The organism is Pantoea sp. CCBC3-3-1, from assembly GCF_007981265.1.
Lineage (GTDB): Bacteria > Pseudomonadota > Gammaproteobacteria > Enterobacterales > Enterobacteriaceae > Erwinia.
In genome coordinates this window covers 892962-905856 of record NZ_CP034363.1, presented here as the reverse complement: position 1 = coordinate 905856, position 12895 = coordinate 892962, and the positions used below count along the sequence as shown (strand labels likewise).

Annotated in this window: 14 protein-coding genes; 10 read left to right on the top strand and 4 right to left on the bottom strand. The window is 54.0% G+C overall.

Translation table 11 applies throughout. The annotated features are described in order from the left end of the window. Positions 1-161 precede the first annotated feature (161 nt). The 5 genes from pcnB to panD are packed head-to-tail and all read left to right on the top strand — an operon-like array spanning position 162 to position 4215. Positions 162-1580: a polynucleotide adenylyltransferase PcnB gene (pcnB, locus tag EHV07_RS04065; RefSeq protein WP_147195344.1), complete on the top strand. Its 1419-nt coding sequence runs from the start codon at positions 162-164 to the stop codon at positions 1578-1580. Then, the gene (folK, locus tag EHV07_RS04060) at positions 1577-2056 is read left to right on the top strand and encodes a 2-amino-4-hydroxy-6-hydroxymethyldihydropteridine diphosphokinase (protein ID WP_147195342.1); all 480 of its coding nucleotides are present in this window, start codon (positions 1577-1579) and stop codon (positions 2054-2056) included. The genes pcnB and folK overlap by 4 nt, the downstream gene beginning before the upstream one ends. A gap of 60 nt (positions 2057-2116) precedes the next feature. Then, positions 2117-2911, top strand: a complete 795-nt coding sequence (gene panB / locus EHV07_RS04055; protein WP_147195341.1) for a 3-methyl-2-oxobutanoate hydroxymethyltransferase — start codon at positions 2117-2119, stop codon at positions 2909-2911. Positions 2912-2926: 15 nt separating this feature from the next. After that, complete coding sequence (panC, locus tag EHV07_RS04050) at positions 2927-3781, top strand: pantoate--beta-alanine ligase (RefSeq protein ID WP_147195339.1); 855 nt, start codon at positions 2927-2929, stop codon at positions 3779-3781. A gap of 53 nt (positions 3782-3834) precedes the next feature. Next, positions 3835-4215: an aspartate 1-decarboxylase gene (gene panD / locus EHV07_RS04045; protein WP_147200520.1), complete on the top strand. Its 381-nt coding sequence runs from the start codon at positions 3835-3837 to the stop codon at positions 4213-4215. Positions 4216-4301: 86 nt separating this feature from the next. Here the strand turns inward: panD and EHV07_RS04040 are convergent, their stop codons facing one another. Together EHV07_RS04040 and EHV07_RS04035 are read right to left on the bottom strand one after the other, a co-directional pair. After that, positions 4302-5072 (bottom strand): ABC transporter permease, encoded by a 771-nt coding sequence (locus EHV07_RS04040; protein WP_147195337.1) that lies wholly within the window; start codon positions 5070-5072, stop codon positions 4302-4304. Beyond that, on the bottom strand, positions 5069-5995 hold the full coding sequence (locus tag EHV07_RS04035; protein ID WP_147195335.1) for an ABC transporter ATP-binding protein: 927 nt from the start codon (positions 5993-5995) through the stop codon (positions 5069-5071). The genes EHV07_RS04040 and EHV07_RS04035 overlap by 4 nt, the downstream gene beginning before the upstream one ends. A 107-nt stretch (positions 5996-6102) precedes the next feature. Here EHV07_RS04035 and can point away from each other — a divergent pair, with 107 nt between their 5' ends. Next, on the top strand, positions 6103-6768 hold the full coding sequence (can, locus tag EHV07_RS04030; RefSeq protein WP_147195333.1) for a carbonate dehydratase: 666 nt from the start codon (positions 6103-6105) through the stop codon (positions 6766-6768). Positions 6769-6830: 62 nt separating this feature from the next. On the opposite strand, the gene hpt is transcribed toward can, so the two are convergent. Beyond that, entirely contained in the window at positions 6831-7367 is a 537-nt protein-coding gene (gene hpt, locus EHV07_RS04025) for a hypoxanthine phosphoribosyltransferase (RefSeq protein WP_147195331.1), read from the bottom strand. A gap of 258 nt (positions 7368-7625) precedes the next feature. Between hpt and EHV07_RS04020 the strand changes: the two genes are divergently transcribed. Together EHV07_RS04020 and EHV07_RS04015 are read left to right on the top strand one after the other, a co-directional pair. Beyond that, the gene (locus EHV07_RS04020; RefSeq protein ID WP_147195329.1) at positions 7626-8909 is read left to right on the top strand and encodes a cystathionine gamma-synthase family protein; all 1284 of its coding nucleotides are present in this window, start codon (positions 7626-7628) and stop codon (positions 8907-8909) included. 255 nt (positions 8910-9164) lie between these two features. Further along, positions 9165-9596, top strand: coding sequence for a carboxymuconolactone decarboxylase family protein (locus tag EHV07_RS04015; protein ID WP_147195326.1), 432 nt, complete (start codon positions 9165-9167; stop codon positions 9594-9596). 178 nt (positions 9597-9774) lie between these two features. On the opposite strand, the gene cueO is transcribed toward EHV07_RS04015, so the two are convergent. After that, positions 9775-11361: a multicopper oxidase CueO gene (cueO, locus tag EHV07_RS04010; protein WP_147195323.1), complete on the bottom strand. Its 1587-nt coding sequence runs from the start codon at positions 11359-11361 to the stop codon at positions 9775-9777. Positions 11362-11559: 198 nt separating this feature from the next. Here cueO and EHV07_RS04005 point away from each other — a divergent pair, with 198 nt between their 5' ends. Further along, on the top strand, positions 11560-11907 hold the full coding sequence (locus EHV07_RS04005; RefSeq protein WP_147195321.1) for a YacC family pilotin-like protein: 348 nt from the start codon (positions 11560-11562) through the stop codon (positions 11905-11907). Between the two features lie 111 nt (positions 11908-12018). Then, the gene (speE, locus tag EHV07_RS04000) at positions 12019-12876 is read left to right on the top strand and encodes a polyamine aminopropyltransferase (RefSeq protein WP_147195318.1); all 858 of its coding nucleotides are present in this window, start codon (positions 12019-12021) and stop codon (positions 12874-12876) included. Positions 12877-12895: the final 19 nt, after the last annotated feature.

The window sequence follows — 12895 nt, the reverse complement described above, 5'->3', positions numbered from 1 at the left end:
ATAACAGACAACGGTTTGCTCATTTCATAGCAAACTGGACAGCCTGAGGCGTCAATGATATCGAAGGTATTTGAGATGAGCATTCTCAAATGAGCCGCACTGAGCTATGATTAGCCGCTGTTTTTTTATCGCCCAGCTTAAAATCACTATCGAGGTGTCCCATTTTTACCCGAGTTGCTAATTTTTGCCGAAAAGTTTTGAGCCGCGAAGGCGAGGCACCAGCCGAAATTGCTGAAGTGCAACAGATGACCGTTATCCCTCGCGATCGTCATACTATTTCGCGCAAAGATATCAGTGAAAATGCCCTCAAGGTACTGTACCGCCTGAACAAAGCGGGCTATGAAGCCTACCTTGTCGGCGGTGGCGTCCGCGATCTGCTGCTGGGCAAAAAACCAAAAGATTTTGACGTGACCACCAACGCCACGCCGGAGCAGATGCGTAAACTGTTCCGCAACTGCCGTCTGGTTGGCCGTCGCTTCCGCCTGGCACACGTGATGTTTGGCCCCGAAATTATCGAGGTTGCCACCTTTCGTGGTCATCACGAAGCGGAACAGCTGGCGGACGATCGCAACAGTTCTCAGCGTGGCCAGAACGGTATGCTGCTGCGCGACAACATTTTCGGTTCGATTGAAGATGACGCCCAGCGCCGCGATTTGACCATCAACAGCCTTTATTACAGCGTGGCCGATTTCAGCGTGCGCGATTACGTTGGCGGCCTGAACGATCTGCAACAGGGCATTATTCGTCTGATTGGCGTGCCGGAAACCCGCTACCGTGAAGATCCGGTGCGAATGCTGCGCGTGATCCGTTTCGCCGCCAAGCTGGATATGTCGATTGCGGCCGAAACGGCTGAGCCAATCCCGCGTCTGGCTACGCTGCTGCACGATATTCCGCCCGCTCGTCTGTTTGAAGAAACGCTGAAGCTGCTGCAGGCCGGTTACGGCTACAGCACTTATTTGCAGCTGCGTGAATATCAGCTGTTCCAGCCGCTGTTCCCGACCATTACCCGTTACTTTACGGAAAAGGGCGACAGCAATATGGAACGGATGATTGTGCAGGTGCTGAAAAACACCGACAACCGGATCCATAACCAGATGCGCGTTAATCCGGCCTTCCTGTTCGCAGCGATGTTTTGGTATCCGCAGCTGGAAGCGGCGCAGAAAATTGCGCAGGAAAGCGGGCTCGCCTATTACGACGCTTTCGCACTGGCGATGAATGACGTGCTGGACGAAGCCTGCCGCTCGCTGGCCATTCCAAAGCGTATTACCACGCTGGTACGGGATATCTGGCAGCTGCAGCTGCGCCTGTCTCGCCGTCACGGTAAACGCGCCTGGAAGCTGATGGAGCATCCTAAGTTCCGTGCGGCTTACGATCTGCTGGCGCTGCGTGCTGAAGTTGAGAACAACCAGGAGCTGCTGCGCCTGTCTGCCTGGTGGGGCGAATTCCAGGTGGCCGCGCCGCCACAGCAGAAAACGATGCTGAATACGCTGGGAGACGATCCCGTTCCACGCCGCCGCACTCGCCGTCCGCGCAAGCGCGTTCCTGGCCCGCGCCGCGACGGCAACAGCAACAACGTATGACCCGCGTTTATCTCGCTTTAGGCAGTAATCTTGCCGATCCATTGCATCAGGTGCAGGCTGCACTTGATGCATTGGCCGCCCTGCCCGACACGAGACTCGTCGCCACGTCCTCTTTATATCGCACGCCTCCTTACGGCCCGCCCGATCAGCCGGATTACCTTAACGCAGCCGTTGCGCTGGATACCGAACTGGCCCCGGAAGCGCTGCTTGATCTGACGCAGCGTATTGAGCTGGAACAGGGCCGCGTACGCAAAGATGAACGTTGGGGACCGCGCACGCTGGATCTGGATATCATGCTGTTTGGTGATTTGACGCTGAATACGCCGCGTCTGATCGTGCCGCATTATGATATGCACAACCGTGCTTTTATGCTGGTTCCGCTGCTGGAAATCGTGCCGGACATCGTGCTACCGGACGGGACTCGCGCCCGCGATCTACTCTCAGGCCTTGATTCGAGCGCCATCCTTCCCTGGTAGTGCAAACCCCCTTTCCATCGATTACTATACGTCCACAAAAACCCTTACCAAGAGGTTGTGATGAAACCGACTACGGTCTCTACCCTTCTCCAGTGGAAAAAAAGTGGGCAAAAGTTTGCCTCCATTACCGCCTACGATTTCAGCTTTGCCCGCCTGTTTGCCGATGAAGGGATTCAGGTGATGTTAGTGGGCGATTCGCTGGGAATGGTGGTCCAGGGACACGATTCCACCCTGCCCGTCACGCTGGCTGATATTGTTTATCATACCCAGGCCGTACGTCGCGGCGCACCTTCCGCCTTACTGCTCGCCGACCTGCCGTTTATGACGTATGCCACGCCGGAACAAACCTTTGCCAGCGCGGCAGAACTGATGCGCGCAGGCGCAAATATGATCAAGCTTGAAGGCGGCAAATGGCTGTGCGAGACGGTAAAGCAGTTGACCGAACGTGCGGTGCCGGTTTGCGGCCACCTTGGCCTGACGCCGCAATCGGTTAATGTCTTTGGCGGCTATAAGGTTCAGGGACGCAGCAGCGAGGCGGCGGATGCGCTGCTGGCCGATGCGCTGGCGCTGGAAGCCGCAGGCGCGCAGATGCTGGTGCTGGAATGCGTTCCCGTTGCGCTGGCGCAGCGTGTTACCGACACCCTCACCATCCCGGTTATCGGCATCGGTGCGGGCAACGTTACCGACGGCCAGATTTTAGTGATGCACGACGCGTTTGGCATCACCGGCGGTCATATCCCCAAATTCGCCAAAAACTTCCTGGCTGAAACAGGTGATATGCGGGCAGCCGTGAGGCAATATGATGCAGAAGTCAAAGCGGGAACCTACCCGGCCGATGAACACAGTTTTTATTAAACCAGGAGAAGCACCGTGCTAATTATTGAAACCTTGCCCATGCTGCGTCGCGAGATCCGCCGCTGGCGGCAGGAGGGTAAACGTATTGCGCTGGTGCCGACGATGGGCAATCTGCACGAAGGGCATATGACGCTGGTCGACGAAGCCCGGGCGAGAGCTGACATCGTGGTGACGTCCATTTTCGTTAACCCGATGCAGTTTGAGCGTCCTGACGATCTGGCGCGCTATCCGCGCACGCTACAGGAAGACTGCGAAAAGCTGAACCGCCGCAAAGTCGATCTGGTTTTTGCACCAGCGCCTGGCGATATCTATCCAAAAGGATTGAGCGAGCAGACGTTTGTTGATGTACCTGGCCTGTCCACGCTGCTGGAAGGTGCCAGCCGTCCGGGGCATTTTCGCGGCGTCTCAACCATCGTCAGTAAGCTTTTCAACCTGGTGCAGCCGGACCTCGCCTGCTTTGGCGAAAAAGATTATCAGCAGCTGGCGCTGATCCGCAAAATGGTGGCGGATATGGGCTATGACATCGACATTGTCGGCGTGCCGACCATTCGTGCTAAAGATGGCCTGGCACTCAGCTCCCGCAATGGCTATTTAACCGCAGACGAGCGTAAAATTGCGCCAGTACTAAGCGAAGTCATGAACAGCATGGCCGAGCGGTTGTCCAATGGTGAACGGCACGTTGACGAAATCATTGCCGATGCTGACGCCGCGCTGGCGGTAAAAGGGCTGCGAGCTGACGGCCTGGCGATTTGCGACGCCGACACGCTGCTGCCGCTTAACGTCGACAGCCAGCGAGCGGTGATCCTGATGGCGGCCTGGTTAGGCAAAGCCCGCCTGATTGATAACAAGCAGGTAGATTTAACGCAGTAAAGTGGTCACGCCTCGCTGGCGTTCGTTATGGCTATTTGAAAGGTAAGCAAGTGATGAACCGTACTATGTTGCAGGGTAAACTTCACCGGGTCAAAGTGACTCAGGCCGATCTTAATTATGAAGGGTCCTGCGCTATCGACCAGGACTTCCTCGACGCTTCTGGCATTTTGCAGTACGAAGCGATTGATATTTATAACGTGACCAACGGCCAGCGTTTTTCCACCTACGCGATTGCCGCCGAGCGCGGATCGAAGATCATTTCGGTTAACGGTGCCGCCGCGCGCTGTGCCTGCGAAGGCGATATTCTGATTATCTGTTCTTACGTAGAGATGCCGGATGCTGAAGCGCGGGAATGGCAGCCGAAAGTGGCCTATTTTGAAGGGGATAACGTAATGAAGCGTCTGGCAAAAGCGGTGCCGGTACAGGTTGCCTGAGTCTGCGCAGTAGGCTCCCTTCGCTTCAGATTTGTCAGCAGTCTGAAAGGCCGCGTTAGCGGCCTTTCAAATAATTAACGCCAGGGTTAGGTTCTCAACCCTCTCCCGCGCTGGATAAGCACCCAGACCAGAAGATAGAACACCACAATAAAGGCAATCAGTACGCCCAGCGTAAACACCAGCGGCACGTCGGAAATGCCTAAGAATCCGAAGCGGAAACCGCTGATCATATAGACGATAGGATTCAGCTTAGAGACCATCTGCCAGAAAGGCGGCAACAGCGTTAACGAGTAGAACACGCCGCCCAGGTAAGTCAGCGGCGTCAGCACAAAGGTCGGGATCAGGCTGATATCGTCAAACGTACGCGCAAAGACCGCGTTCAGCAGGCCAGCCAGCGAGAACAGGATCGCCGTCAGCAGCAGCGTCACCGCGACCATCAGCCATGAGTGAACATGGAACGGCACGAAGAACAGCGAAATGGCCGTCACCAACACGCCAACGCAGATGCCACGTGCCACGCCACCGCCGACATAGCCTGCGATAATGACATGCGTAGGCACCGGTGCGACCAGCAGTTCTTCGATATTGCGCTGGAACTTCGAGCTGAAGAAGGAAGAGGCGACGTTGGCGTAAGCATTGGTGATGACCGCCATCATGATCAGGCCCGGCACGATAAACTGCATATAGCTGAAGCCATGCATATCGCCAATCCGCGAACCGATCAGGTTGCCGAAGATAATAAAATAGAGCGTCATGGTGATCACCGGCGGCACCAGCGTCTGGATCCAGATGCGCGCGAAGCGGTTAATCTCTTTTCCCCAGATGCTCTTCAGGGCGACCCAATACAAATGTGTCATGCTTTTCCTCCTTTGCGACCGTTTACCAGGTCGACAAACAGCTCCTCAAGACGGTTCGCCTTGTTACGCATACTCAATACCTGCACGCCCTGATGGCTGAGCTGGCTGAATACGCTGTTTAGCCCCTGCTCGCGCAGCACCTCCACTTCCAGCGTTGAGGTGTCCACCAGCCGATACTGGAAACCTTCCAGCTGCGGCAGCGCGCTTTTGGGTGCCAGATCGAGAATAAAAGTCTCGGACTTCAGTTTCGACAGCAGCCCTTTCATGGTGGTGTTTTCCACCAGCTTACCGTGCTGAATAATGCCGATATTGCGGCACAGCATCTCAGCTTCTTCCAGATAGTGGGTGGTTAAAATGATGGTGGTGCCTCTGGCATTCAGATCCTGCAAAAACGTCCACATTGAGCGACGCAGCTCAATATCCACGCCTGCGGTGGGTTCATCCAAAATCAGCAGCTTAGGCTCGTGCATCAGCGCACGTGCAATCATCAGGCGTCGTTTCATCCCGCCAGATAGCATCCGCGCACGTTCGTTGCGTTTGTCCCATAAGTCCAGCTGCTTCAAGTATTTTTCAGCTCGTTTCAGCGCTTCAGGCTTCTCAACGCCATACAGGCCAGCCTGACTGACCACAATCTGCAAGACGGTTTCAAACTGATTGAAGTTGAATTCCTGAGGCACCAAACCCAGCTGACGCTTGGCATTGACCACATCCTGTTGCAGGTCATAGCCAAACACCCGCACTTTGCCAGCCGTTTTATTAACCAGCGAGCTGATAATACCGATGGTGGTGGATTTGCCCGCGCCGTTAGGGCCAAGCAGTGCGTAAAAATCGCCGGCCTCCACGCTGAGATCGATTCCCTTCAAAGCCTGAACGCCACCCGCATAGGTTTTGGTCAGTTTTTCGAGTTCCAGTGCATAAGTCATAGGTAAAGGATTGCCCTGTTTTGTATGGTTTTCTTGTTTAGCGTTTTAAATCACAGTTTGATGGCCTATATTACTGCGACGCATATCAAGTTATGGCGATATAAAAAATGAAAGACATTGAAACTCTCATCAGTAACAACCGCGAGTGGTCTCGCCTGCTGAAAGAAGAAAACCCGGAGTTCTTTGAGCGTCTGTCACTGGCGCAGAAACCTCGTTTTCTCTGGATTGGCTGTTCCGACAGCCGCGTACCTGCCGAACGCCTGACCGGTCTGGAACCGGGCGAGCTGTTCGTTCATCGCAACGTCGCAAACCTGGTTATTCATACCGATCTGAACTGCCTGTCCGTTGTGCAGTACGCTGTTGAAGTGCTGCAAGTCGAACACATCATCATTTGTGGTCACTATGGCTGCGGCGGTGTGCAGGCTGCGGTTGAAAACCCGGAACTGGGCCTGATCAACAACTGGCTGCTACATATTCGCGATCTGTGGTACAAGCATAGTTCGTCATTGAAACAGCTGCCGACGCCGGAACAGCGTTTTAATAAACTTTGTGAAATCAACGTGATTGAGCAGGTTTATAACCTGGGCCACTCAACGATCATGCAGTCTGCATGGAAGCGTGGTCAGGATGTCAAAATTCACGGCTGGGTTTACGGCATTCAGGATGGTCATCTGCACGATCTGGAAGTCGCCTCGTCCAGCATGGATGACCTTGAGCAGCGTTATCATGCCGGTATGGCTAACGCGCTGAAAGACTTACAAAACCCGAACTGATTTCCGGGCTGCATAATATAACAGGCCGGAAAATCCGGCCTTAGTCGATTGTGCGGTCAGTCTTACTCGTCCAGCATTACCACGTGGCCTACGTAAGGCAGATGGCGATAGCGCTGGGCGTAGTCAATGCCATAACCCACCACGAACTTATCCGGGATCGTAAAGCCGACGTATTCTACCGGCACTTCCACTTCACGACGTTCAGGCTTATCCAGCAGCGTGCAAATCGCCAGCGATTTTGGCTGACGCAGGCTGAGAATTTCCCGCACTTTGCTCAGCGTATTGCCGGAGTCGATGATGTCCTCCACGATTAATACATCCTTGCCGCGAATATCCTCATCCAGATCTTTCAGGATTTTTACATCGCGCGTGGTAGACATACCGCTGCCGTAGCTGGAAGCCGTCATAAAATCGACTTCGTGTGACACATCGATTTTGCGACAGAGATCTGCCATAAACATAAAGGAGCCGCGTAACAGGCCAACCAGCACCATTTCGCTGCCGCTGTCACGATAGTTTTCGCTAATCTGCTGGCCCAGCTCAGCAATGCGTTTGGCAATCTCTTCTTCAGAGATCATGACTTCTACAGTGTGTTTCATAGTTATGTCGATATTGTCGATGGCTTAACGGAAGCAGCCAAGTTTATCACACTTCACTCGTGCTTTTACCCGTTGCGGCTCAACCGGCGTCATATTCACCAGTCAGACATATAGACTTCAAAATGGCTGTTTTACATCATTTAATAATGCAATTGGTTTTAACGATAGATGAATAATTTATTTAATCGCCGGTTTGTCGGCATGCTAGCCTAGGCCCAACTTACTCTGTGTCAACATGCCTGACCGGCAGGAGATTGCATGGCTACCCCGCATTCCAAAAAAACCCACCTCGGTACTCGTGAGCTGCAACCTGAAACACAAATGCTGAATTATGGCTACGATCCGGCGCTGTCTGAAGGTGCGGTAAAACCGCCAGTATTTCTGACGTCGACCTTCGTTTTTAATACGGCAGAAGAAGGCCGTGATTTTTTTGATTATGTTTCCGGCAGGCGTGAACCGCCCGAAGGTGAAGGCAACGGCCTGGTCTATTCCCGCTTTAACCATCCCAACAGCGAAATCGTTGAGGATCGCCTGGCAATTTATGAACGCACCGAAAGCGCCGCCCTTTTTTCCTCGGGGATGTCGGCGATCTCTACCACCCTGCTGGCCTTTGTCGAGCCAGGCGATGCTATTTTGCATTCGCAGCCGCTGTATGGCGGGACGGAAACGCTGCTGACCAAAACTTTTCGCAAGCTGGGCGTGGCGACGGTCGGTTTTGCCGACGGCGTCACCGAAGCGTCGGTGCAGGCTGCCGCCGCTGAGGCGATGCAACAAGGGCGCGTATCGGTCATTTTGATTGAATCCCCCGCGAATCCGACCAACAGCCTGGTGGATATTGCGCTGATTAAACGGGTTGCTGATGCCATTGAAAAACAGCAGCAGCACCGGCCAGTGATTGCCTGCGATAACACGCTGCTCGGGCCTGTTTTCCAGCGCCCGACTGAACATGGGGCTGATTTATCGCTCTACTCTCTGACCAAATATGTGGGCGGCCATTCCGATCTGATCGCTGGCGCGGTCATGGGAAATAAAACACTGATTAAACAGATTAAATCACTTCGCAGCGCTATTGGCACCCAGCTCGATCCGCACTCCTGCTGGATGATTGGCCGCTCGCTGGAAACGCTGTCGCTGCGGATGGAGAAAGCGAACGACAACGCTGCGGCCGTTGCCGAGTTTCTGCGGACTCACAGCAAAATCGAAAAGCTGCATTATCTGTCGTTCCTGGCAGCGGATTCAGCTGCGGCGCAAACGTTTAAAAATCAGTGCAGCGGCGCGGGGTCGACTTTCTCATTTGATGTGGTCGGCGGTCAGGAAGCTGCATTCAAGCTGTTGAATACGCTGCAACTCTTTAAACTGGCGGTGAGTCTTGGCGGTACGGAGTCGCTGGCCAGCCATCCAGCCAGCACCACGCACTCCGGCGTACCGGCCGACGTGCGTGCCCGGATCGGTATCAACGAAGCGACGGTTCGCGTCTCGATTGGTATTGAGAACAAAGACGATTTAATTGAGGATTTGCGGCTGGCGCTGGCAGAGGTGTAAAGCGCGGCATTTCGGGCTGATATTTTCACTCATTTACTTTCATTACTACGCTGCCCTCTTTTAGCTAACGCAACTGCACAGACCGAAGCTCCGGCGGAATAGAGATTCCGCCGGGTTGTACTTTTATACCCGCTTTGCAGACGTTTTTTGCCGATGACATCAGGCCGCTTATCCCATCCCGGACAGCACCAACAAGAAAATGGCTGTTTATAAAAACAGGTATTATCTAAAAACGAATAACGTTGAGGAATTACGATGAGCCATCTTCGCCTGCCTTACTTTCAGTTATCAAACGACGCTTATGCCGGACTCGCGGCGACTAAAAAAGCGTTAGAAAAAAGCACGTTGGGTAAAGTGCTTATTGAGCTGGTTTATCTTCGCACTTCCCAAATGAATGGATGTGCTTTTTGTCTGGAAATGCACGCCAAATCGCTCAGGAGCTCGGGCGTGGAAAACGCTAAGATTGATGCACTTGCAGGCTGGCGAGTGAGTCATCATTTTAACGATAAAGAAACAGCGGCTTTGCAGTGGACAGAAGCATTAGTTAACGTCGGGGATACTTTTGCGCCTGATGACTATTTTGCAGCGCTGAAGGAACATTTTTCAGATAGCGAGATATCCGATCTTACTTTTGCCGTTTCTCTTATGTCCGCCTTTAACCGACTGGCTATCGGTATGAGGCAGTAAAATTCAGGTAACGGAACGGCTTATTTGCCAGTTCTTCTCATAAAAATATCCTGTAAGCAAAAAGCGCCTGCAAAACGTAAATTAAGCAGGCGTTTTTCTGTTAATAGTGCCGCTGCTTAGCAACGATGCGCGGCTTTAAAGCGTAAACACATCCAGTAAACCTGGCGTGCAATGTTAGCTAGGCACTCACCGTAAACCCAAGCATCATGCCGGTATCTTCATGTTCCAGCAGATGGCAGTGCGCCATATACGCCTGCTCTTTGGCGGCCAGATGATCAAAGCGCACCAGCACTTCGCTACGCCAGCCTTCGACGTGAACCGTATCTTTCCAGCCGCTACGGTGCGCGGCTGGCGGCTTGCCGTTTTCCGACAGAATACGGAACTGCGTGCCGTGAATATGGAAAGGATGCAGCATCGCGTCACCCTCGCCCGAAATCGTCCATTTCTCCGTTACGCCCTGTTTAACGTCAAAAGCGGGCTTATTCATATCAAAAGCGACGCCGTTAATCTTATTGCCCATGCTGAAATCATAATCTTGCGGCGTGGCTGACGGTTTCATGCCGGCCATCTCATGATGCGTGTCGTGAGGTATCTCATTATCATTATCATGAGCATCGCCGCTCATGCCTGCCATCGCCGCGTGACCGTATCTTTCCATCAGCGCCAGCATGCCGCGGCGGTCCAGCTCGGGATCCATCGACAGCTGTAGCCAGCGCGTCTTCAGCCCGTCCTGTGCAGGAAGCGCCGGAACGTCGACTAATTTGTCCGGCAACGAGCCGCTGGCCATGATCTGTAGCGGCTTGATGCTGAGCACCGGCAACGGCTGGTCGAACGGCGCCAGCGTCATGCCCATCTGCCTGACCGGCAGCGTTTGTAAATCGAAAGGTTTGCCGTCCAGGGTGTCAATCAGCACTTCAAAACGTTCCCCAGGCAACATCGCAAGCTCGGTTAGCTTTACTGGTTCGGCCAGCAGGCCGCCGTCGCTGCCGACGACGTACATGGCGCGGCGGTCACAGGTAGAGATATTCAGCGAACGGGCGTTGCAGCCGTTCAGCAACCGTAGCCGCAGCCAGCCACGCGGAACCGGATGCTGCGGATAAATCGCGCCATTCGTCAGCAGGGTGTTACCAAACCAGCCGACGGCGGCACTCATCACGTCAAGTTTGTAATCTATCTTGCCGCCGTCCATGCTCAGCCTTTTATCCTGAAGAATAACGGGGATGTCATCGACGCCCCACAGTTTAGGCAGCAGCAGTTTTTCAGCCGTATCGTCTTTGACCAGCACTAATCCTGCCAGCCCCTGTGCAACCTGATATCCCGTACGGCCATGCTGATGAGGATGGAACCAGCAGGTGGCCGCAGGCTGGTCAGGTGTGAAGCTGACGCTACGCGTTTGGCCTGGCGCAATCAGTGCCTGCGGCCCGCCATCAACCTCTCCCGGCAGTTCGAGACCGTGCCAGTGGAGAGTGGTGGCTTCGGGTAGCGTGTTATGCACATTCAGCTTCACGGGTTTGCCACGTTCAAGCTGAATCGCCGGGCCGAGAAGCCCCCCGTTATAGCCCCAGGTCGGCACCGACTGCCCCGCCCAGACCGACTGACCTTGCTGAGCCGAGATATTCACTACGCCGCGCACGTCTGGCGACAGTAACGTTGGAATGGGCAGCTCCGGGCGTGCCTGCGCGGCCATCAGCGAACGGCTCCATAACGGCAGCGCGCTGGCAGCGGCCATCGCGGTAGTCATCTTAATAAAATCACGGCGTTGCATCGGCCTTTCCTTAATCGGGCAATCGTTTGTCGCCCGCAGCATAAACCCTTACCCGGGAGCAAGGTCAAGTTTCCCCGACGCCCACCCGCTGGCCGCGGTAAATAAATGGCGAATTCCGGACATTTCTTTGGCAATTTTGCCTGTAGCCTGCCGATAACTGTGCTAACGTCTGGGTATTGCAATTGGTTGAGAACAATTATGAAGAAAAGCATCAGGGCTCTGTTGTTACTGGGTCTGTTTAGCTTCTCGTCGGCAAGTTTTGCGTTAAGCGAGTCTGAAGCGGAAGATCTGGCGGATCTGACCGCCGTTTTTGTGTATCTGAAAAATGACTGTGGCTATCAGGATTTGCCGGACGGACAAATTCGTCGCGCACTGGTCTTTTTTGCCCGACAAAATCGCTGGGATCTGAGCAACTACGGCAGCTTTAATATGAAATCGCTGGGCGCAGACAGCTACAAAGACCTCAGCGGCATTGCCGTCCCGAACGACAAGAAGTGCAAATCACTGGCTCGCGATTCTCTCAGCCTGCTCGCCTACGTGAAGTAATCCCGCCGTTTTACCGTTTCCCCTGCTGATAATTTGACCGTGCAACCACGGTCAGAGTTAGCTATGATATCGCCCCCATTTTTCGTGGCTGTAATGACAGGAGAGCCCATCATGGCCGAGAAAGAAATGTGGTATGAAACGCTTCATGCCGGGTTTGGACAGTATTTTTCTGTCGACAACGTGCTGTACCGTGAGAAGACGGAACACCAGGATTTGGTGATTTTCGAAAATGCCGCTTTGGGTCGCGTTATGGCACTCGACGGCGTGGTACAAACTACCGAGCGTGACGAGTTCATCTATCATGAAATGATGACCCACGTCCCTCTGCTGGCCCACGGCGCCGCAAAACGCGTGCTGATTATTGGCGGCGGTGACGGTGCCATGCTGCGTGAAGTCAGTCGACATAAAGGCATTGAGCAGATCACCATGGTGGAAATCGACGCGGGCGTGGTCAATTTCTGTAAGCAGTATCTGCCGAACCACAGCGCGGGCGCTTATGACGATCCCCGCTTTAATCTGGTGATTGACGACGGCGTGAATTTTGTCGCGACCTGTAGCGATAAATTCGACGTGATCATCTCCGACTGTACCGATCCTATCGGACCGGGTGAAAGCCTGTTTACCTCAGCGTTTTACGCCGGATGCAAACGCTGCCTTAATGAGAACGGCATTTTCGTGGCGCAGAACGGCGTCTGCTTCCTGCAACAGGAAGAGGCCATTAACAGCCATCGCAAGCTGAGCCACTATTTTGGCGACGTCAGCTTTTACCAGGCGGCGATCCCGACCTATTACGGCGGCATCATGACCTTTGCCTGGGCCAGCGATAACCCAACGCTGCGTCAGCTGGATGCGACAACGTTACAGGCGCGTTTCGATGCGGCTGGCCTGACGTGCCGTTACTACAATCCGGCGATCCATACTGGCAGCTTTGCCCTGCCACAATATCTGTTGAATGCGCTGGCCGAATGACCGCGCATTTTAAGGGGGT

What these genes read in the sequence shown, in the direction of transcription:
- folK (WP_147195342.1), top strand. Translation starts at nt 1,577, where the DNA reads ATGACCCGCGTTTATCTCGCTTTAGGCAGTAATCTTGCCGATCCATTG.
- panB (WP_147195341.1), top strand. Translation starts at nt 2,117, where the DNA reads ATGAAACCGACTACGGTCTCTACCCTTCTCCAGTGGAAAAAAAGTGGG.
- panD (WP_147200520.1), top strand. Translation starts at nt 3,835, where the DNA reads ATGAACCGTACTATGTTGCAGGGTAAACTTCACCGGGTCAAAGTGACT.
- EHV07_RS04040 (WP_147195337.1), bottom strand. Translation starts at nt 5,072, where the DNA reads ATGACACATTTGTATTGGGTCGCCCTGAAGAGCATCTGGGGAAAAGAG.
- EHV07_RS04035 (WP_147195335.1), bottom strand. Translation starts at nt 5,995, where the DNA reads ATGACTTATGCACTGGAACTCGAAAAACTGACCAAAACCTATGCGGGT.
- can (WP_147195333.1), top strand. Translation starts at nt 6,103, where the DNA reads ATGAAAGACATTGAAACTCTCATCAGTAACAACCGCGAGTGGTCTCGC.
- hpt (WP_147195331.1), bottom strand. Translation starts at nt 7,367, where the DNA reads ATGAAACACACTGTAGAAGTCATGATCTCTGAAGAAGAGATTGCCAAA.
- EHV07_RS04020 (WP_147195329.1), top strand. Translation starts at nt 7,626, where the DNA reads ATGGCTACCCCGCATTCCAAAAAAACCCACCTCGGTACTCGTGAGCTG.
- EHV07_RS04015 (WP_147195326.1), top strand. Translation starts at nt 9,165, where the DNA reads ATGAGCCATCTTCGCCTGCCTTACTTTCAGTTATCAAACGACGCTTAT.
- cueO (WP_147195323.1), bottom strand. Translation starts at nt 11,361, where the DNA reads ATGCAACGCCGTGATTTTATTAAGATGACTACCGCGATGGCCGCTGCC.
- EHV07_RS04005 (WP_147195321.1), top strand. Translation starts at nt 11,560, where the DNA reads ATGAAGAAAAGCATCAGGGCTCTGTTGTTACTGGGTCTGTTTAGCTTC.
- speE (WP_147195318.1), top strand. Translation starts at nt 12,019, where the DNA reads ATGGCCGAGAAAGAAATGTGGTATGAAACGCTTCATGCCGGGTTTGGA.